This is a genomic window from Priestia sp. 3CA3 (assembly GCF_056836725.1).
In genome coordinates this window covers 1-19,024 of record NZ_JBXENJ010000025.1, presented here as the reverse complement: position 1 = coordinate 19,024, position 19,024 = coordinate 1, and the positions used below count along the sequence as shown (strand labels likewise).

17 protein-coding genes, 2 tRNA genes, 1 rRNA gene and 2 riboswitches are annotated in these 19,024 nt (G+C 38.7%); of the genes, 3 read left to right on the top strand and 17 right to left on the bottom strand.

The window, feature by feature from the left end; translation table 11 throughout:
- Positions 1–294: 294 nt before the first annotated feature.
- From AC1VNJ_RS26335 to groES, 7 genes are all read right to left on the bottom strand, one after another.
- Complete coding sequence (locus tag AC1VNJ_RS26335; protein ID WP_013055032.1) at positions 295–1,620, bottom strand: NCS2 family permease; 1,326 nt, start codon at positions 1,618–1,620, stop codon at positions 295–297.
- 132 nt (positions 1,621–1,752) lie between these two features.
- Positions 1,753–1,854, bottom strand: a riboswitch (purine riboswitch).
- A gap of 97 nt (positions 1,855–1,951) precedes the next feature.
- Positions 1,952–3,481 (bottom strand): glutamine-hydrolyzing GMP synthase, encoded by a 1,530-nt coding sequence (guaA, locus tag AC1VNJ_RS26330; RefSeq protein ID WP_028412703.1) that lies wholly within the window; start codon positions 3,479–3,481, stop codon positions 1,952–1,954.
- A gap of 123 nt (positions 3,482–3,604) precedes the next feature.
- Positions 3,605–3,706, bottom strand: a riboswitch (purine riboswitch).
- Positions 3,707–3,745: 39 nt separating this feature from the next.
- Positions 3,746–5,938 (bottom strand): transglutaminase TgpA family protein, encoded by a 2,193-nt coding sequence (locus tag AC1VNJ_RS26325; protein ID WP_482641581.1) that lies wholly within the window; start codon positions 5,936–5,938, stop codon positions 3,746–3,748.
- Positions 5,931–7,124, bottom strand: a complete 1,194-nt coding sequence (locus AC1VNJ_RS26320) for a DUF58 domain-containing protein (protein WP_232216968.1) — start codon at positions 7,122–7,124, stop codon at positions 5,931–5,933. The genes AC1VNJ_RS26325 and AC1VNJ_RS26320 overlap by 8 nt, the downstream gene beginning before the upstream one ends.
- An 11-nt stretch (positions 7,125–7,135) precedes the next feature.
- Positions 7,136–8,086: an AAA family ATPase gene (locus tag AC1VNJ_RS26315; protein ID WP_034265622.1), complete on the bottom strand. Its 951-nt coding sequence runs from the start codon at positions 8,084–8,086 to the stop codon at positions 7,136–7,138.
- Positions 8,087–8,244: 158 nt separating this feature from the next.
- A complete protein-coding gene (groL, locus tag AC1VNJ_RS26310) occupies positions 8,245–9,876 on the bottom strand; it encodes a chaperonin GroEL (protein WP_028412700.1) in 1,632 nt (543 codons plus the stop codon).
- A gap of 67 nt (positions 9,877–9,943) precedes the next feature.
- On the bottom strand, positions 9,944–10,228 hold the full coding sequence (groES, locus tag AC1VNJ_RS26305; RefSeq protein ID WP_013055026.1) for a co-chaperone GroES: 285 nt from the start codon (positions 10,226–10,228) through the stop codon (positions 9,944–9,946).
- 299 nt (positions 10,229–10,527) lie between these two features.
- Between groES and AC1VNJ_RS26300 the strand changes: the two genes are divergently transcribed.
- Positions 10,528–11,256 carry a CPBP family intramembrane glutamic endopeptidase gene (locus tag AC1VNJ_RS26300; RefSeq protein ID WP_028412699.1) on the top strand — a complete coding sequence of 243 codons (729 nt, stop codon included), beginning with the start codon at positions 10,528–10,530 and terminating at the stop codon, positions 11,254–11,256.
- The gene (locus AC1VNJ_RS26295; RefSeq protein ID WP_013055024.1) at positions 11,253–11,480 is read left to right on the top strand and encodes a YdiK family protein; all 228 of its coding nucleotides are present in this window, start codon (positions 11,253–11,255) and stop codon (positions 11,478–11,480) included. The genes AC1VNJ_RS26300 and AC1VNJ_RS26295 overlap by 4 nt, the downstream gene beginning before the upstream one ends.
- Positions 11,481–11,506: 26 nt before the next feature.
- Here AC1VNJ_RS26295 and tatC read toward each other — a convergent pair whose 3' ends face one another.
- From tatC to AC1VNJ_RS26280, 3 genes are read right to left on the bottom strand one after another with little or no spacing between them, the layout of a single operon-like run.
- Positions 11,507–12,262 (bottom strand): twin-arginine translocase subunit TatC, encoded by a 756-nt coding sequence (gene tatC, locus AC1VNJ_RS26290; RefSeq protein WP_013055023.1) that lies wholly within the window; start codon positions 12,260–12,262, stop codon positions 11,507–11,509.
- Between the two features lie 15 nt (positions 12,263–12,277).
- The gene (gene tatA / locus AC1VNJ_RS26285) at positions 12,278–12,463 is read right to left on the bottom strand and encodes a twin-arginine translocase TatA/TatE family subunit (protein WP_013055022.1); all 186 of its coding nucleotides are present in this window, start codon (positions 12,461–12,463) and stop codon (positions 12,278–12,280) included.
- 53 nt (positions 12,464–12,516) lie between these two features.
- On the bottom strand, positions 12,517–13,155 hold the full coding sequence (locus AC1VNJ_RS26280; RefSeq protein WP_028410376.1) for a redox-sensing transcriptional repressor Rex: 639 nt from the start codon (positions 13,153–13,155) through the stop codon (positions 12,517–12,519).
- Between the two features lie 459 nt (positions 13,156–13,614).
- Between AC1VNJ_RS26280 and AC1VNJ_RS26275 the strand changes: the two genes are divergently transcribed.
- Positions 13,615–15,549, top strand: coding sequence for an ABC-F family ATP-binding cassette domain-containing protein (locus AC1VNJ_RS26275; protein ID WP_482641580.1), 1,935 nt, complete (start codon positions 13,615–13,617; stop codon positions 15,547–15,549).
- A gap of 256 nt (positions 15,550–15,805) precedes the next feature.
- Here AC1VNJ_RS26275 and tsaD read toward each other — a convergent pair whose 3' ends face one another.
- The 7 genes from tsaD to rrf form a co-directional block, all read right to left on the bottom strand.
- Entirely contained in the window at positions 15,806–16,822 is a 1,017-nt protein-coding gene (gene tsaD / locus AC1VNJ_RS26270; protein WP_154990999.1) for a tRNA (adenosine(37)-N6)-threonylcarbamoyltransferase complex transferase subunit TsaD, read from the bottom strand.
- Entirely contained in the window at positions 16,819–17,268 is a 450-nt protein-coding gene (gene rimI, locus AC1VNJ_RS26265) for a ribosomal protein S18-alanine N-acetyltransferase (protein WP_028412696.1), read from the bottom strand. The genes tsaD and rimI overlap by 4 nt, the downstream gene beginning before the upstream one ends.
- A gap of 13 nt (positions 17,269–17,281) precedes the next feature.
- Positions 17,282–17,980 carry a tRNA (adenosine(37)-N6)-threonylcarbamoyltransferase complex dimerization subunit type 1 TsaB gene (gene tsaB, locus AC1VNJ_RS26260; RefSeq protein WP_028412695.1) on the bottom strand — a complete coding sequence of 233 codons (699 nt, stop codon included), beginning with the start codon at positions 17,978–17,980 and terminating at the stop codon, positions 17,282–17,284.
- Entirely contained in the window at positions 17,977–18,447 is a 471-nt protein-coding gene (gene tsaE / locus AC1VNJ_RS26255; protein WP_013081426.1) for a tRNA (adenosine(37)-N6)-threonylcarbamoyltransferase complex ATPase subunit type 1 TsaE, read from the bottom strand. Before tsaE ends, tsaB begins: the two co-directional genes overlap by 4 nt.
- A gap of 220 nt (positions 18,448–18,667) precedes the next feature.
- A tRNA-Asp gene (locus AC1VNJ_RS26250) sits at positions 18,668–18,743 on the bottom strand.
- Positions 18,744–18,747: 4 nt separating this feature from the next.
- Positions 18,748–18,824, bottom strand: a tRNA-Met gene (locus AC1VNJ_RS26245).
- Between the two features lie 24 nt (positions 18,825–18,848).
- Positions 18,849–18,964 (bottom strand): 5S ribosomal RNA (rrf, locus tag AC1VNJ_RS26240).
- Positions 18,965–19,024 lie beyond the last annotated feature (60 nt).

Sequence of the window (19,024 nt, the reverse complement as noted above, 5' to 3'; positions counted from 1 at the left end):
TCGCTCTGAAGCAACTTTATCAGTATAACATTCTATTATTTTGATGTCAACATCTTTTTTAAGATGTTTCTCTCAACTGCGCTGTTCATCAGCGACATTTAATAATTTACCATATATAATATATAGAGTCAATCGTTTTTCTAAAAAACTTTATAAATAAAAAAGTTAATGAAGTAAACCTTCAGTAAAGTAACCAATTAACCTCTATTACAATAGCAATCTAGCCGCTATGCAGTTTTCTTATCTTACCATAAAAAAAAAGCCCAGTCATTAAACTGAGCTTTTTTATTTAAACTATTCTGCTAAGAACGCGAAATAGAGTATGAAGATGATACAGAGAGCATACATAATGGGATGCACTTCTTTTCCACGCTTGCTGCATAACATTGTAATAGGATAAAAGATAAAGCCAACCGCAATGCCTGTTGCAATACTGTACGTTAATGGCATCATGATCACCGTGAAAAATGCCGGAACTGCCACTTCGAACTCTTTCCAATTGATTTCTCCTAAGTTTGACACCATCAGAGCTCCTACCGTAATTAAAGCTGGCGCAGTAACAGCTGGTGTTACGACCGCTAACAACGGAGAAAAGAACAGTGCAACTAAGAAAAACGCCGCCGTTACAATTGCAGTAAATCCTGAACGTCCGCCCGCTGCTACTCCAGCCGTAGACTCTACGTAAGCTGTTGTTGATGAGGTACCAAGAACAGCACCAACTACAATCGCACTAGAATCTGCCAATAACGCTCTGCCCGCTCGCGGAAGCTTATTATCTTTCATAAGCCCAGCTTGACTCGCTACAGCAACCATCGTACCTGCTGTATCGAAGAAATCAACGAATAAGAAAGTTAAAATGACGACTAGCATCTTTACAGTAAAGATATCACCGATATTTTGGAAAGCTGCCCCAAACGTCGGGTCAAGACTAGGAACCGATGAAACCACTGCTTTAGGTGTATCAATTAACCCAAAAGCCATACCTGCTACAGCCGTTACAATCATACCGATAAATACAGCTGCATTTACTCGAAGCACCATTAATACAATAGTAATGACAATACCAAAAACCGCAAGTAATGTTGTTGGGTTCGTCAAATCACCCAGTCCAACGAATGTGGCATCATCTTTGACGATGATTCCCGCACCTTTCATACCAATAAAACTAATAAATAAACCAATACCTGCTCCAACAGCCATTTTTAATTCAATAGGAATAGAATTAATAATTTTTTCTCGCAGGCTTGTTAATGTTAAAAGAATAAAAATAACACCTGATATCATAACACCCGTTAAAGCCGTCTGCCATGGAATTCCCATCGTCAGAACAACTGTATAAGCAAAAAATGCGTTTAATCCCATACCTGGAGCTAATGAAATTGGATATCTACCAAGCACTCCCATAACAATTGATCCCAAAGCTGCCGCTAAAGCAGTAGCTGTAAATACAGCCCCTTGGTCCATTCTCATACTGTCAGGTAGATCCTTTACATCACTTAGTGATAGCACAGATGGATTAACAAATAAAATGTAAGCCATAGATAGAAAAGTTGTAAGGCCAGCTATAAACTCTTTTCGGTAGCTAGTACCCAGCTCTTCAAAACGAAAATACTTCTTCACGTTTTTTCCTCCCTTTATAGAAGCCGCATGCACTTAGGCAAGCCATAAAAAATGCCTCTACACTATGGCGCGTAAAGGCATAAAATCGACTAAAAGAGAAATGTATGAGCAAAAAACAAAAGATTTTTATACATACATGTATTACTTTCTCGTAGTCAAGCCATTTACGGTAGCTCGGTAGAAACTTTTGGGCCTTATCCCCAAGATTATACGACATTAAAGCTATATCTCGCTGTTTTATGTTACTATCCTACCATTAACTTTTTAAAAAAGTCAACAAAAAACGAACATTCTTATAAAAGAATGTTCGTTTGTTCGGTTTTCTTACATATTATTCCCATTCAATTGTTGCAGGTGGCTTACTTGTAATATCATACACTACGCGGTTAATATGCTTAACTTCGTTTACAATACGCGTTGAGATAACTTCAAGCACATCCCAAGGAATACGCGCCCAGTCAGAAGTCATACCATCAATCGATGTAACAGCACGAATACCGATTGTGTAATCATACGTACGAGCATCTCCCATTACACCTACACTGCGGATGTCAGGAAGAACCGTAAAGTATTGCCAGATATCGCGCTCTAAGTCTGCTTTTGCAATCTCTTCACGTAAAATAGCATCCGACTCACGTACAATTTCTAACTTCTCTTCCGTAATTGCACCAAGTACACGAATACCTAGACCTGGTCCTGGGAAAGGCTGACGCCAAACGATGTTATCAGGAATACCTAATTCAGAACCTAATGCACGTACTTCATCTTTGAATAGCGTGTTTAACGGTTCGATTAGTTTGAACTGCATATCTTCCGGTAATCCACCTACATTATGGTGAGATTTAATCGTTTGAGCTGTAGCTGTCCCACTCTCGATAATATCTGTGTATAGCGTACCTTGAGCTAGGAAATCAAACCCTTTTAATTTAGCAGCTTCGTCATCGAATACATAAATAAATTCATTACCGATGATTTTACGCTTTTGTTCAGGATCTGATACACCGCTTAATTTTTCTAAGAAGCGATCTTTTGCATCGATTTTAATTACGTTCATATTAAAGCCTTCGCTAAATGTTTCCATTACGCTTTCAGCTTCACCTTTACGTAATAAACCGTGATCTACGAACATACATGTTAACTGATCACCAATTGCTTTATGAATTAATACAGCTACTACCGAAGAGTCTACTCCGCCGCTAAGTGCGCAAAGTACTTTTCTATCTCCAACTGTTTCACGGATTTTATCCATTTCAACTTCAATGAAGTTCTCAATTGACCAGTTTGCTTCAGCATGACATACTTCAAACACGAAGTTCTTTAAGATATGGTTACCGTGCACTGAATGGCGAACTTCTGGATGAAACTGCACTCCGTACATATTCTTTTCTTTGTTACTCATTGCGGCAATTGGACAAGATGGGCTAGTTGCGTCCACTTCAAAACCAGCTGGTGTTTCTACAACTAAATCACCGTGACTCATCCAAACAACTTGTTCTTTTGGCAACTCATGGTACATTAATGAATCGTTTTGTACGTTAATCGCTGCTTTACCATATTCACGATGGCTAGCACCTTCTACCTTCCCGCCAAAATGATGAGTCATTAATTGCATTCCATAACAAATACCTAAAACAGGAATACCTAATTCAAAAATGTTTTCATCGCAGTGAAATGCGTTTTCACCGTACACACTGTTTGGGCCTCCAGAGAAAATAATTCCCTTTGGATTTAATGCTTTAATCTCTTCTGCTGTAATTGTGTGCGGATGCAATTCACTATATACTCCGAACTCGCGAATGCGACGCGTAATCAGTTGGTTATATTGACTACCAAAATCTAATACAACAATCATGCCTTCCATCTTGTTCACCTCTCCGAATGTGTAAATAATCACTTGTTATTATGCCCTAAAATATAAAAAAAACTAGACTTCTCCCTCAAAAAACAAAGGCAGAAGTCTAGTTGAGCACGACGTTTATCGTCAAATAGACTGTTCTGCCTTCATAGTCAGATCGTTTAAGGTGACCCGGTAGAGACTCTCGAACCATATTATCGAGGATATATGAAGGTATACGAAACATTTATAGTAAGTTCGAGAATATTCTATCAATCCGCGAAACAATGGTCAAGAACTCGTTTTTTTGATTAAATTTTCCCACAATTCAATCGACTCTTTCCATTCTTTTATGGAATCTGCATTTCGATATAAAACCCGCTCGTATTTTTCCGTTAATTTTAGCATATTTACCGTATTTAATTTTTCGTCTACTTCTCCTGCAAAGTCGCGCAGCGTTTGATTTTCTTGCCGTTTTAGTCCATTTGCAGCGAGTCTTTTAAGTAAAAAAGCATACGCTGATTCAAAGGTTTCCACACTCTCTTTCTTTTTATAAAAAGAGATATAAAAAGGTAAAAACCATTTAAATCGATTGAGATATATTACTATTAACATAACTACAATCAGTCCGTAGAAAAGCACTTTCCATTTCATAGACAACTTAGCATTTTGAAGAGAAGCTGTTTTTTCTTTCTCTCTTTTCTCTTGTGCCGGAAGCTCTTTCTTCTTAGGCTGCTCCTTGACTTGCGTTTCTTGTTTCTCTTCTTCCCTTTGACTATTTTCACTAGAGTTGTTAGGTTGGTTATCTACAAAATCATAAGGATTAGAAAAACTTTTTGTTGGTTCAAAAGGTACCCAGCCCGCTCCTGGAAAATAGACTTCGACCCAAGAATGAGCATTATTTTGTGTAATTTCATAGGTTGTCCACTTACTACTTCCTGAAATAACGGTGGCATCACCTTCTGTATAGCCCTTTACCCACCGAGCAGGAATATCTAATGAACGAAGCAGCACGACCATAGAAGTAGAGAAGTTATCACAGTATCCTCTTTTTGTATCAAATAAAAATTGATCCACATAATCTTTATTCTTCGTAGGAATTGGAACATTTTCAGTATCATATACATATGGATTGAATCGGAAGTATTCTTCAACGGCTTTCGCTTTTTCATAGCGATTGTTTTTATTTTTTGTTATCGTACGAGCTAAATCCTTTACTCGTTTTGGCAAATTAGCAGGAAGCTGTGTATACCTTGCTATAAATTCATTATTATTCTCTAGACTCTCTGACTTTTTCTCCTCTGCTTGCTGAAGAAGCCCGGTATCAAACACAGGATATTTATACGTTAGCTCATACGATTGAACAGTAACAAGTTTGTCATTTTGATAAGGATATAATTTTTCATTTGTCGGTGTAACATCGGTTTGAATGCCATTTTTTAAGGTTAGAGACAGCAGTTGAGGAACATGCATAAGATGAACAGAAGGCTGCGAATAGGTAACTTCTGCTTTTCTTACTTCTCCTGCAACACTTGAATCATATTGAGGGAGTAAGTTTTCATTTCCTTTGAAAGGCACTTTTTCTTCCTCTTTAGACAGCTCCCAGCCCTTACCTGTATACACATCCTTCGTTTCAATACGCCAATAGTGCTCATCCTCTACTTTAGCTGTAAACACAACCGTATCATCATTGACAAAGGATCCCCCCAATTTAGAATCGTCCATATCATAGCCAATTCGTTGACCGCTTGCAGATTCTCCCTGTCCTTGATTTGTTGTGTGAGCTGCAATAAAAGGGACCGGATCTGGCCACTGCGGACCTGGTTTAGGGGCGAGATAAGCCAGCACAATGACAATGGCTAAAAAACTGCCTAGAAAAAGAAACGATCGTTTTCTATTTTCTAAACGCTCGGTGCTAGCACCTTTTATACGTTCAGGATTGATGCGAAGCATGGCTACTAATAAAAATCCGATAATCGTCACGCGAATAATAGCAGCTCCGGCATCGTAAGTAGAAAAGGTATCCAATACGGTAATATACAAAATGGTTAAGAAGAAAAAGAAGAAAATTCTTTTTTGATAAAAGATCCAGTATCGAATTAAATAAGCCATAATCCAAAGCAGGATAAAAAATAAAGTGCTCCTCATTTCAAAGGATAAATTCGCTATATTCCACTCCATGATACTTTGTACATCTGACTGAAGAATTTCCAAAAGTCTTGGAAGCCATTCTGAAGAAAAGAAGGCACCTTGGAAATAGAGACTGTGAAGTGAAAACAAAATAAACAACATGCTCCCTAACGTCATCACAATAAACGGCAATCGAAACGTTAAGCTCAAAAAACAGTAAGCGACAAACAGGATAAAGTATTGAATTTGATTCGTATCAGTGACTTCATTTAAAGGGAGAAGCCATTCCACTAATAAAAAGAAAGCTCCCGCGTATAATAAGACGTTTTTTACATACCAAGCTGATTTATTCACTTATTTCCGCCCTCACTTCCTTTAGTGATAGAGGAAGATCAATATGAACGACTTCAATCGTTAAAGCAGAAGATTGTATGCCATTGACAATAACTGTCTCTTCGTCACTAAGCCCCGCTCCTTCATTTTTAACGACAATGAGTGAAGCCTTAGCATGAGGGCTCAGCTTGGATTGAATCTGGCCAATAAGAGTCCCTGTAACCTGACTGACAATTACCATAAAAGAATGCTGCTTTTGAATAGCAATATTCTGAAATTCTGTTTCGAATGCTCGATTGCTAATAGGCTGTGCACGTGCTAAGTGATGCAACAGGTTATCAGCCTCCCTTTGTTCAGAGGTTTTCTGCGAAAAAAGGGCATCTCCAGCTAAAAGAAAATCGACTTTTTTACGCTTGGTTTCTTCATGAATGAGCATGGATGCCAGAAAGCTCATTCGCTCTTCAAAGTATAGAGGGCCCATAACATCTGCAATGATAATTATACTCCGTTCATGATAATGACCAAACTCTTTAGAAATCAACGTAGCTTTACGAGCCGTCGCCTTCCAATCGATAGACCCTAATCGGTCACCCGGCTGGTATTCTCTAATGCCTGTCACTAACGTAGTAGATTGATTCCCCGTCGAAACTTCATTTTTTCCTTCTTCTATTCCCGCTAAAAGAAACGGGATATCTATCTCATGGATTTGAGGATACACGACAAACCGCTGCTGCAGTAGAAAATATGCCTTCTTTTTTACGATGCCTAATAAATCACTCAGTTCAATCGAAATCGTAAAAAATTCATATTCTCCTCTTTCTACAAACGATCTTTCATACGGAATAACAGCGTTTCGTTGAAAAAGCGGATAAATTGTTCTTTCTTCTTGATCTAAAAGGTTACTCTCCTCTTTCACGGCTGCCATATAAACAGGAAAAGCCGAGGAGCGTGTAATGTGAATGTCATACGAAAGATGATCTCCAGCGAATCGAGGCTGTAGCTTCACGTCACGAGCAACATTCCACTTCTTCAACGGATAGAGCAACACGGCTACCGCATATAATCCAAAAGGTAAGAAGCTATAAAATAAAAACCAGCTGACAAAGCCTCCTTGAAACATGGCGTAAGAAAACGTAGCGGTAAAGATGCAGAATAAAACGAACCAGTCTCTACCTTTGTTCCATATCACTTTTATATACTGTTTCATAAATTATCCTCTTACCTTTTAACAGGTACTTTCGTATCAGCCATAATTTGCTTCATCACATCACTCGCTATTAAACCGCTGTACTGAGTATCAGGTCTTAGCGTTAATCGATGTGCACACACATACGAAGCAAGCTCTTGAACATCATCAGGAAGACAGTAATCTCTTCCCTTTACTAACGCATATGCTTGAATAGCCTTCATAAAGGAAACCGTGCCACGAGGACTAATACCTAATGAAACATGTGGATGAGAGCGAGTTTTGCGAATAATTTCAATGATATAGTTCTTGATCGTATCATCTACATAAATACTGCTTACAGCTTTTTGAGCCTGTACTAATTCTGGAACGCTCATAACAGGTTTGACATCTTCAAGATTAACTTGAGTCGATACGCCATTTAAAATTTGAAGCTCCTCTTCTTGCGTAGGATACCCCATGCTTAGTTTGAATAAAAAACGATCCAGCTGCGCTTCCGGCAAATGATAGGTCCCATCAAAATCAACGGGATTTTGAGTAGCCATCACAAAAAAAGGCGCCGGAATTTCCCGGGTGATACCATCGGTTGTTACATGATGCTCAGCCATTGCTTCTAAAAGCGCCGATTGTGTTTTAGGAGAAGTCCTGTTAATCTCATCAGCGAGTACTATGTGGCTCATGATAGGACCTGGACGAAAATGAAATTCCATGTCTTTTGGACTGTAAATAGAAACACCTGTTACGTCGGACGGCAGCAAATCAGGCGTGAATTGAATTCGTTTAAATTCCGCATCAATTGATTTGGCCAGTGCCTTCACTAGCATCGTTTTTCCTACACCCGGTACATCTTCAAGCAAAATATGGCCCTCGGCAAGCAAAGCAACCAAACTCAACGTAGATACGTGACGTTTTCCAATCACAATTTGATCAATGTTTTCTAATACTTGGTTTAATTTATTATTAATATGATCCAGCTGAATCAACGAAGCTCCCCCTTAAAACTCAGTTAAGCCTTGAGTTTAGTAAGTTTTCCAATAAACATAGTACTATCTTAACAAATTTTAAAAAAATCTGAAAATATTAACGCACACAAAAAAGCGACCAAGTGAGTACTTGGTCGCTTTTTTAGGTAGGGCAGTGATTACATCATGCCGCCCATTCCACCCATGCCGCCCATGTCAGGCATTGCAGGAGCTCCGCCTTCTTCTGGCTTGTCAGCAACAACTGCTTCAGTTGTTAAGAACATAGCCGCTACAGAAGAAGCATTTTGAAGAGCTGAACGCGTTACTTTTGTTGGGTCAACGATACCAGTGTCTAGCATATTTACCCACTCGCCAGTTGCAGCGTTGAATCCAGTTCCAACTGCTTCGCCTTTTAGACGCTCAACGATTACTGATCCTTCTAACCCAGCGTTGTGAGCGATTTGACGTACAGGCTCTTCAATCGCACGTAATACGATGTTGATACCTGTAGCAGTGTCACCGTCAGCTTCGATGCTTGCTACTTTATTATAGATATTTACTAATGCAGTACCACCACCAGCTACGATACCTTCTTCAACCGCAGCACGCGTAGAGTTTAATGCATCTTCAATACGTAATTTACGTTCTTTTAACTCAGTTTCAGTTGCCGCACCAACTTTGATTACAGCTACGCCACCAGCAAGTTTTGCTAAGCGCTCTTGTAATTTTTCACGGTCAAACTCTGAAGTTGTTTCTTCAAGCTGAGCTTTGATTTGGTTTACGCGTGCTAGGATATCTTCTGCGTTTCCTGCACCGTTTACAACTGTTGTATTTTCTTTTGTTACAACAATTTTAGAAGCGCGACCTAATTGATCGATGCCTGCTGTTTTTAAGTCAAGACCAAGCTCTTCAGTAATTACTTCTCCGCCTGTTAGAATAGCAACGTCTTGTAGCATTGCTTTACGACGATCACCGAAACCAGGAGCTTTAACAGCTACAGCTGTAAATGTACCGCGAAGTTTGTTCACAACTAATGTTGCTAAAGCTTCACCTTCTACGTCTTCAGCAATGATTAATAGAGGCTTGCCTTGTTGAACAACTTGCTCTAATACCGGTAAGATTTCTTGAATGTTACCGATTTTTTTGTCTGTGATTAAGATGTATGGATCATCTAATACAGCTTCCATTTTATCTGAATCAGTTACCATGTAAGGAGATGCATATCCACGGTCAAACTGCATACCTTCTACCACTTCTAATTCAGTTGTGAAACCTTTTGATTCTTCAAGTGTGATAACGCCGTCGTTACCAACGCGCTCCATTGCTTCAGCAATTAATTGACCTACTTCTTCGTCAGCTGCTGAGATAGCCGCTACTTGAGCAATTGAATCTTTACCTTGAATTGGTTTAGAGATTGCTTTTAGTTCTTCAACCGCTACAGCTACTGCTTTTTCCATACCTTTACGGATACCCATTGGGTTAGCACCAGCCGTTACGTTTTTAAGACCTTCTCTGATCATTGCTTGCGCTAAAACTGTTGCAGTAGTTGTACCGTCACCAGCAACGTCGTTTGTTTTGCTAGCAACTTCGGCTACTAATTTAGCACCCATATTTTCAAATGCGTCTTCTAATTCGATTTCTTTTGCAATTGTTACACCGTCATTTGTAATAAGCGGTGAACCGAATTTCTTTTCCAATACAACGTTACGACCTTTTGGTCCAAGCGTTACTTTTACAGCATTTGCTAATGTATCTACACCACGTAGCATTGCGCGACGTGCTTCTTCGCTAAATTTAATGTCTTTTGCCATGTTCTTTGACCTCCTCAAGATGTTCTTAATAATCTATTTTTTACGTATGATAAGTTTGTGGTTAAAATTAGCCGATTACAGCTAAAATATCGCTTTCGCGTAAAATTAAGTATTCAGTACCTTCGTATTTTACTTCAGTACCCGCATATTTTGAGAAGATGATACGATCGCCCGCAGCTACTTCTAAAGCTACACGCTCACCGCTTTCTAATACTCGGCCTGTACCTACAGCAACAATTTTACCCTCTTGTGGCTTTTCTTTTGCACTGTCCGGTAACACGATACCGCTTGCTGTTTTTTCCTCAGATTTTACAAGTTCAATCACTACGCGATCACCTAATGGCTTTAACAAGTGAAACAACCTCCTCAAATAATATGTTTGCATTTTTATTAGCACTCAACCTCAACGAGTGCTAACACAATTATTATATTAAAACAAAGTGGGTTTTTTTTGCAAGTATTAAACAAAAAAAATTTAAAATTTACGACAACTACATATAATAGTCTTAGATTTCGACGATTTTGAGAAATAAAGCATTCTTTTCTCTGTTCAATAATATGTATGTTACAATACGAGCAAGAAGAAATTACTAACTTTACAGTACTTCTTCGACATATATACATAAAAACCTTTTAAAGGAGTATAGAAGATTGGAAAAACGTTATTGGTATGTTATCCTCACCTACATCCTTATGCAGTTTTCAGGAGTTGTTGGTATACCGCTGTTAAAATTAACAGGAATGTTTGATGACTATCCAGTTCGAACAGCGAATGTCATGCTTTTGACTTATTGGACTATCATTAGCTTTATCCTTGGTTTACTTATTGTCTTACTGCTGCTGCGCCGTGACATGTCCATGCGTATAGAACATGCTGGAAAAACGATTGCTGTTGTCTGGTCAGTCCTTGGGGTGTTTCTCGCTATGGCTGGTCAAGCTGTAGCAGGTATGATTGAGCACGCTCTTGGCATTACCCAAGTATCTGAAAACACACAAAATATTGTTAATCTTGTTAAAGCAACGCCGTTCCTTATTGTCGTTACGTCTGTTATTGGACCAATACTAGAAGAGATTATTTTCCGAAAGATTATTTTTGGTTCTCTTCACAAACGATACAATTTCTTTATCTCTGCATTTATTAGTTCCCTTATTTTCGCTGCGGTACACTGGGATTTTAAACATTTACTTGTGTATACAGCTATGGGATTTGTATTTGCATTCCTTTATGCAAGGACGAGACTAATTGTTGTACCTATTATTGCTCATGTTTTGATGAATACAATCGTTATTTTATCTCAAACTATTTTTGCAGATAAAATTATAGAAATGCAAAAACAAGCAGAACAAATGCAGTTCATTTTTGGAGGCATGTTTTTATGAAGAATATCCCTTTAACACGAGGGTTTATTTATATTATTATGGGGATTTTATTCACCTACTTGGCAATTCAAAATGCCCAGGAAACCGTCTGGAATTTCCCCACAATCTTATTTGCACTCGTAGCCGCATTCGATTTCAGGTTTGCGGTTCGCATCTTTATCTTGCACTACAAAATTAAAAAATTGCAGCAGCAATATAAAAATCAAGATGATTCATCCAAATAAAAAAACCACTGTTTCAGTGGTTTTTTTTACATACTAACATCTTCTCTTTCTTGCTCTGCCCTTGCCTTTAACACTTTGCGATACGAAATGCGGGAAATAATGATGCTGATTTCATACAAAATTAAGAGCGGCACTGTCACCATCATGTGCGAGAGCAATTCCGGTGGTGTAATAAGTGCGGCAATAACTAGCAGTACGAAATAGGCATATTTTCGAATTTGAGATAAAAACATAGGCGTTATAATTCCTAAACGCGTCAAAAACATAACGACGACAGGAAGCTGAAACAACAAGCCAAAAGGCAGTGTGAGCTGCATTAAAAAAGAAAAGTATTCATTAATGCCAATCACTTGGTTTACATTCAGCTCATCAGAAACGCGCGTCATAAAATCAACGACAAATGGAAACAACACAAAATAAGAAAAAGAGACACCGCCGATAAAGAGAAAAATGGAAACAGGAATATATCCAAGCGTTACCTTACGCTCTTTTTCATATAAACCAGGACTAATAAATGCCCAAAGTTGATACAGTGCAACAGGAGCTGCAAGTACACAGCCGATAATAACAGCAAATTGCATATAAATCTTAACTGGATCTGTTAACCGAAATGCATTCATCGTTAAATTCTTTGCCTCATCAGCATGCTGTAAATAGACAATAACCTTATCCGCTATAAAAAAGCCGCCAATTGTGGCAATCACAAAGAAAAATAAAACAATTAAAATGCGTTTTCGCAGCTCTCCTATATGATCATATATTGACATTTCTTGTTCGGTCATACTATGATCACCCTTTTACTCTTTGTCATCTACTTGACGCTGTTTATCTTTTTCACGATCTTCTGATGCACCACTAGCGGCATGCTTAAACTCTCTAAGCGTTTGGCCCACTGATCTTCCTAGCTCCGGTAACCGTTTCGGTCCAAAAATAAGCAGTGCTACAATCGCAATAATAATCCAACTGCCTGCTCCAATCCCCATATTCCCACTCTCCTTATTAATTTAGACTTAAGGAAATCGTAACACAGTCCGCCTTATTCAACAGGATAATTTTTCAAAAAGTAGACGAGCGACTGTAATTCTACAGCAAGATCAATATGATGGAGTCGAATCTCATCCGGTACGTTTAAGCGTGCAGGAGTAAAGTTTAAAATTCCTTTAATTCCGCAACTCACTAAACGATCAGTAATTTGCTGAGCAACAGTGGCAGGAACGGTTAAAATCGCTACTGAGATGTCATCACTCATATAATCTTCCAATTGGTCAAGATGATAGACCGGCACGTCGCCTACTTTCGTACCTACTTTATCTTCTATCACATCAAAAGCGCACTCAATTTTGGTGTTATTATTTTTAATAAAATTATAATTTAAAAAGGCCGTTCCTAGATTCCCTACGCCAATCAGTGCTACTTTCGTTACTTCATCTTGGTCTAACGTTTTACGGAAAAATGTAAGTAAATAATTCACATTGTAGCCGTATCCCTTTTTTCCTAATGCACCAAAGTAAGAAAAGTCCCGACGAATAGTAGCAGAATCCACTTTCACTGCCTCACTTAACTCCGCTGACGACACACGCTGTTTACCAGAAGCATGCAAATTTTTCAAAAAACGATAATAAAGCGGCAATCGTTTAGCCGTTGCTTGTGGTATTTTTAATTGTTCAGTGTTCACGTTGTACCCCCTCAGTTCATGTATGTCATTACTAACATTTTCAAGTCATATTGCATTACCTTTCACAAAGCATCAACCGCTTTGAGGTAGCGCTTCCAATTCTCTCTCTTTTCTCTTGTTTTATATATACTCCGCTTCACACCTCGACGGCTTTTGTCTATTCAGCACTCCTTAAAGTCGGTATGTAGAACGAAGCAATTAGCCCTTCAAAGGATCGGTTTGTTAGTCATGACGGATTTTTTTACATCCATCATAGATAAGTTCAGAGATGCACTTATCTCTTATTTTAACATAGTATCCTGTATAAAATGTGCAGGTAAAATCATTTTATTTCATGAATCAAAACATTCGCTTCATCATTTGTCCTTGTCCCTCTACAAATTACAAACGCTTGTAGGAAGAACTTGTAGTTAAAAATATGTTAAAATACACTATGGATATACTACTAGAGGTGAAAAAATGATTATTCTACAATTGAACGGTATTACAAAATACTATGGGGCAGAACCCATTTTATCGAATATAAAGTTAGAAGTACAATCAAAAGACCGCATTGCCCTAGTGGGACGAAACGGTGCTGGTAAATCAACTTTATTAAAAATTATTGCTGAGCAGCTTTCCTATGACAGCGGAGAAATTATTAAACCTAAGGGTGTTTCCATTGATTATATGGGACAAGATACAGTTCTTGAGTCAACACTCTCCATATGGGAAGAAATGATGACTGTCTTTGCTCCATTAAAGAAGATGGAAAAAGAATTACGTACGCTTGAAACGAAGATGGGTGATCCAGACATTTTTAATGATTCAGTTCAATACGAAAAATTAACCAAAGAGTATGATCAGCTTCAAGTAACGTTTAAAGATTTAGGCGGCTATCAATATGAAGCGGATACACGATCTATTCTTCACGGTTTCCGTTTTTCAAACTTTGACTACAGCACCCCTATTTCCTCCTTAAGCGGTGGACAAAAAACGCGCCTGGCTCTTGCAAAACTGCTTTTAACAAAGCCTGATTTGCTTATTCTGGATGAGCCTACCAACCACTTAGATATTGAAACTTTAGCATGGCTGGAACAGTTTCTGCAAGGGTATGAAGGAGCTATTTTAATCGTTTCACATGATCGTTACTTCCTTGATAAAGTCGTAAATCAAGTGTATGAAGTCGTACAAAAAACAACGGTGAAGTACACGGGCAACTACTCTAAATACCTTGTACAAAAAGCAGAGCGATATGAAAAAGAGTTGCGTCAGTACGAAAAGCAGCAAGATGAAGTCGCAAAGCTGAATGATTTTATTCAGCGAAACATCGCCCGCGCATCGACTACAAAACGTGCGCAAAGCAGACGTAAACAGCTCGATCGAATGGAGTTAATAAATCGACCTAACGAAGGCGAAAAATCAGCTAGTTTTTCGTTTGAAATTGAACGTCAAAGCGGAAATGAAGTCTTAAATCTGGAAGATGTGTCTATCGGATATGATGAACACAACTATGTCGTCCAAGAGGCAAACCTTCGCATTAAAAAAGGGGAAAGCCTTGCGTTGGTTGGTCCTAATGGCGTGGGGAAATCAACTTTATTAAAAGGCATTGTGGATAAACTCAGCTGCAAGACTGGAACCATTTCCTTTGGCTCAAATGTAATGGTTGGTTATTACGACCAAGAGCAAGCCAATTTAACGTCTAATAAAACCGTTTTAAATGAACTTTGGGATGACTACCCAGCCAAACCTGAAAAAGAAATCCGTACAGCGCTTGGAAATTTTCTGTTTTCAGGTGATGATGTACTGAAAATCGTTTCCACGCTCAGCGGTGGTGAAAAAGCACGTTTGGCTCTTGCGAAGCTTATGCTTCAAAAAGCTAACTTCTTAATTTTGGATGAACCTACTAACCATCTTGATTTAGATAGCAAACAAGTACTCGAGAATGCGTTAATTGATTACCCAGGGACTCTATTATTTGTTTCACATGACCGTTATTTTATTAATCGTATTGCCAATAAAATAGCAGAGCTATCTCCTGAAGGAGTAGAAGAATTTCTTGGAGATTATGACTATTATGTAGAAAAGAAAGCAGAAATAGAGGAAATCAAAGAATTAGAAAATATAAAAGCAAACGAAGAACGTACGGTAAAAGTAGATAAACAGTCCTATAAACAAGATAAAGAACAAAAGAAATTGATGAGACAGCGAACGCGCCGCATTGAAGAAATTGAAACTGAAGTAAACAAATTAGAAGCCGCCCAAGCAGCGAATGAAGAACTTCTTTGTGACCCTGAAATTTATCAAAATCACGAAGAAGTATCAAGATTAAACGGTGAAAATGAAAAAATTTCTTCACAGTTATCCACATTAATGGAAGAGTGGGAAGAATTACAGCTGCTTCTAGAAGAGTAGCCTATATTTTTGCGTATCTATTCATCCTATTTACTTGTTCATGCGCTTAAGAGCAAGCTTTATCCACTCTGTGAATAAATAGTGGATATCTGTCTGATTTTCATAATTAAAACTTGTTGATAACAGGTCCGTGTACTGAGTGCACGGACTTTTCCACATAATTATCCACAGTCAATTCTAAATTTATTGAATATTGTTGATAAATCATTTTTATCCACAAAAAAAAGACGAATGAGAAATAAATCTCATTCGTCACTTACTCTTCCAAGTCCAAACCGGGGTTTGCATTTAATGACATATCTGAACGTTTTCCTTGAGCAAATCGTACGCTTGCTGCTGCTCCAATCATTGCGGCATTATCTGTACATAGAGATAGCGGCGGGATAATAAGCTCAATATTTGATAGGGGTTCAAATGCCTCTTCTAGCGCTGCTCTAAGCCCTTTATTAGCAGCAACTCCTCCTGCTAATAAAACTTGCTTAACGTTATATTCCTTTGCAGCTTTAATCGTTTTAGTTACTAACACATCAATGACACTCGCTTGAAAGCTAGCAGCAAGTGTTTGTGGAAGAATCTCTTCACCTTTTTGCTTCGCATTGTGGACAGTGTTAATAACTGCTGATTTTAATCCACTGAAACTAAAATCATAGGATCCTTCTTCTAGCCAAGCACGCGGCAAATCAATTAATGGCTCTCCTTCATGTGCAAGGCGGTCAATATGAGGTCCGCCTGGATATGGAAGGTTTAACGTGCGGGCTACTTTATCGTAGGCTTCTCCTGCTGCATCATCTCTTGTTTCACCGATCACTTTAAAATGACCGTGACTTTCCATGTATACAAGCTCCGTATGCCCGCCAGATACAACTAGCGATAAGAGCGGGAATTCTAGTTTTTTGATTAGCTGATTTGCATAAATATGTCCTGCAATATGATGAACACCAATTAATGGCTTTTGATGTGCAAATGCTAGCGCTTTGGCTGCATTTACGCCAATAAGAAGTGCTCCCACAAGCCCTGGCCCTTCCGTTACAGCTATTGCATCTATATCTGCAAACTTCAAGTTCGCTTGATTTAAAGTTTCTTCAACTACTACTGTAATTTGTTCTACATGATGACGAGATGCAATTTCCGGTACGACACCGCCAAATCGTTTATGGCTTTCTATTTGAGAGGCCACCACATTGGCTACAATTTCATGACCGTTTCGAATCACAGCTGCTGCTGTCTCATCACAGCTTGTTTCTAATGCTAAAATTAATTGATTTTCATTCATAAATTCACCCACATAACTAATGCATCCTCATTGTTATCAGAATAATAATTCTTACGAATACCTCCAGGTTTAAAACCTAGCTTTTGATACAATGATTGTGCAATATGATTAGATACCCTAACTTCTAATGTCATTGACGTAGCACCTAGTTTTCGAAGAACGTCCATCACGTTGCGCAGCAGCAATTCACCCAGTCCCTTGCCTCGGTAGTCTGGCAATAGCGCAATGTTGGTTACATGTGCTTCGTCAATAACAATCCACGTTCCGCAATAACCAATAATATTTTCCCCTTCTTCCATCACAATGTAAGTTGAAAATTGATTATTGGTTAACTCATTTTGAAATGCTTCTGCACTCCAAGGTGTCGTAAAAGACTTCTCTTCGATTTTCACTACTTGATCAATATCTTTAACTTCCATTAAACGAAACTTAATTGTTAGTTTCATGTTATACCTTCTTTTATCCTTTTTGCTGTGAAGCAAGCCAGTTGGCTTCTGCTTCAGCTAAACGAATGTAGTTCGGAACAAAAGTATGCACAGACTGCGGCTCTTTCTTCATTCCTAAGAAAGCCAATTCACTTGGTCTTGGGTTAAACTGCTGAACATGGGCAAATACAGCTTGTTCACTCAACACTTCTTTTAACGCCTCTTCATGCATGGAAAGATCATTGCCTATGAATAAAATAGGTTTGTTGTATGACTTTAAATGTTCCGCCCAGTCCTTATTAATAACAAGTCGATCACTTTCAACTTCTACAAGACCTCGTTCGTTATTCCATTCATATAGTCCTGTATAAAGCTGCTGACGGCGCGCATCAAATAACGGAGCAATATATCCATCAAAATAACGACCGTTTGCTGCTAGTGCCTCAAGGCTAGATACACCTATTAAAGGAATATTTAAAGTCCAAGCAAGTGTCTTGGCAATGGTAACACCAATGCGTACACCGGTATAGGACCCGGGACCGTGTGCCACTACAATACGGTCTAGTTCGCTTGGCGCAATATCACAATCTTTTAACAAAGATTCCACAGCGTTCATCACACGAACAGAGTGATTCTTTTTTAGATTCGTAATAATTTCTCCAATTACTTTGTTTTCTTCAACGACAGCAACACCCATGACAAAATTGGATGTATCAATGGCTAACATTTTCATCTTTTAAAAAGCTCCTTACATATTTCAACGTACCGACTGCCTATCGCTTTTACAAGGATTTTACGAGTCGTTTCGTTTTCATGGTAAATATTGATTTGAATATATTCATTAGGAAGCTGCTCTTCAATCAGGTGAGCCCACTCCACGACCGTCACGCCATCTCCTTCAAAATACTCATCGAACCCTAGGTCTTCAAATTCATCCCCTAGACGGTACACATCCATATGGTAAAGAGGAAGGCGACCGCTTTTGTATTCTTTAATGATAGTAAATGTCGGGCTATTCACATTGCGTTCAATTCCTAAGCCTTTAGCTAAACTTTTTGTGAATGTTGTCTTTCCAGCTCCCAAATCGCCTTCAAGCAGCAGCACGTCACCAGCTTCTAATAAAGTTGCTAGACGAGCAGCCAGCTGATTAGTTTCATCAGGAGACGTAGACATAAACGTAAATTCATTAATCTCTGTCATTCATTCAGAACCTCATTTCAATCTGTATATATATATTGTAAACGTTGTGGACTATACATATCCAGTAAGAAATCCAACAATCTTTAACATCGCAATTCTACAAAGAAATTTCTTTGTATATAAAAAATTCCTTAGGATTGCTCCTAAGGACGGTAAAGTTTTATATAAAAATAGTTCAAACAATAAAAAAGACGAAACACATTGTTTCGTTTCTAAAACATGGCGGTCCCGACGGGAATCGAACCCGCGATCTCCTGCGTGACAGGCAGGCATGTTAACCGCTACACCACGGGACCATGTTGGTTGCGGGGACAGGATTTGAACCTGCGACCTTCGGGTTATGAGCCCGACGAGCTACCGAACTGCTCCACCCCGCGATGATAAAAAAGCAAAATAAAAATGCCTAGCGATGTCCTACTCTCACAGGGACAAAGTCCCAACTACCATTGGCGCTAAAGAGCTTAACTTCCGTGTTCGGTATGGGAACGGGTGTGACCTCTTCGCTATCGCCACCAGACAAGAGATTGTTCTCTCAAAACTAGGTAACAGTTTGCTGAGTAAAGCTTACGCTTTTAAA

Excerpts from the sequence above, each read along its gene's own strand:
- tatC (WP_013055023.1), bottom strand. The coding sequence starts at position 12,262 with ATGACCGAACAAGAAATGTCAATATATGATCATATAGGAGAGCTGCGA.
- AC1VNJ_RS26275 (WP_482641580.1), top strand. The coding sequence starts at position 13,615 with ATGATTATTCTACAATTGAACGGTATTACAAAATACTATGGGGCAGAA.
- rimI (WP_028412696.1), bottom strand. The coding sequence starts at position 17,268 with ATGAAACTAACAATTAAGTTTCGTTTAATGGAAGTTAAAGATATTGAT.
- tsaB (WP_028412695.1), bottom strand. The coding sequence starts at position 17,980 with ATGAAAATGTTAGCCATTGATACATCCAATTTTGTCATGGGTGTTGCT.
- tsaE (WP_013081426.1), bottom strand. The coding sequence starts at position 18,447 with ATGACAGAGATTAATGAATTTACGTTTATGTCTACGTCTCCTGATGAA.
- AC1VNJ_RS26295 (WP_013055024.1), top strand. The coding sequence starts at position 11,253 with ATGAAGAATATCCCTTTAACACGAGGGTTTATTTATATTATTATGGGG.
- groL (WP_028412700.1), bottom strand. The coding sequence starts at position 9,876 with ATGGCAAAAGACATTAAATTTAGCGAAGAAGCACGTCGCGCAATGCTA.
- guaA (WP_028412703.1), bottom strand. The coding sequence starts at position 3,481 with ATGGAAGGCATGATTGTTGTATTAGATTTTGGTAGTCAATATAACCAA.
- tatA (WP_013055022.1), bottom strand. The coding sequence starts at position 12,463 with ATGGGGATTGGAGCAGGCAGTTGGATTATTATTGCGATTGTAGCACTG.
- AC1VNJ_RS26320 (WP_232216968.1), bottom strand. The coding sequence starts at position 7,124 with ATGAAACAGTATATAAAAGTGATATGGAACAAAGGTAGAGACTGGTTC.
- tsaD (WP_154990999.1), bottom strand. The coding sequence starts at position 16,822 with ATGAATGAAAATCAATTAATTTTAGCATTAGAAACAAGCTGTGATGAG.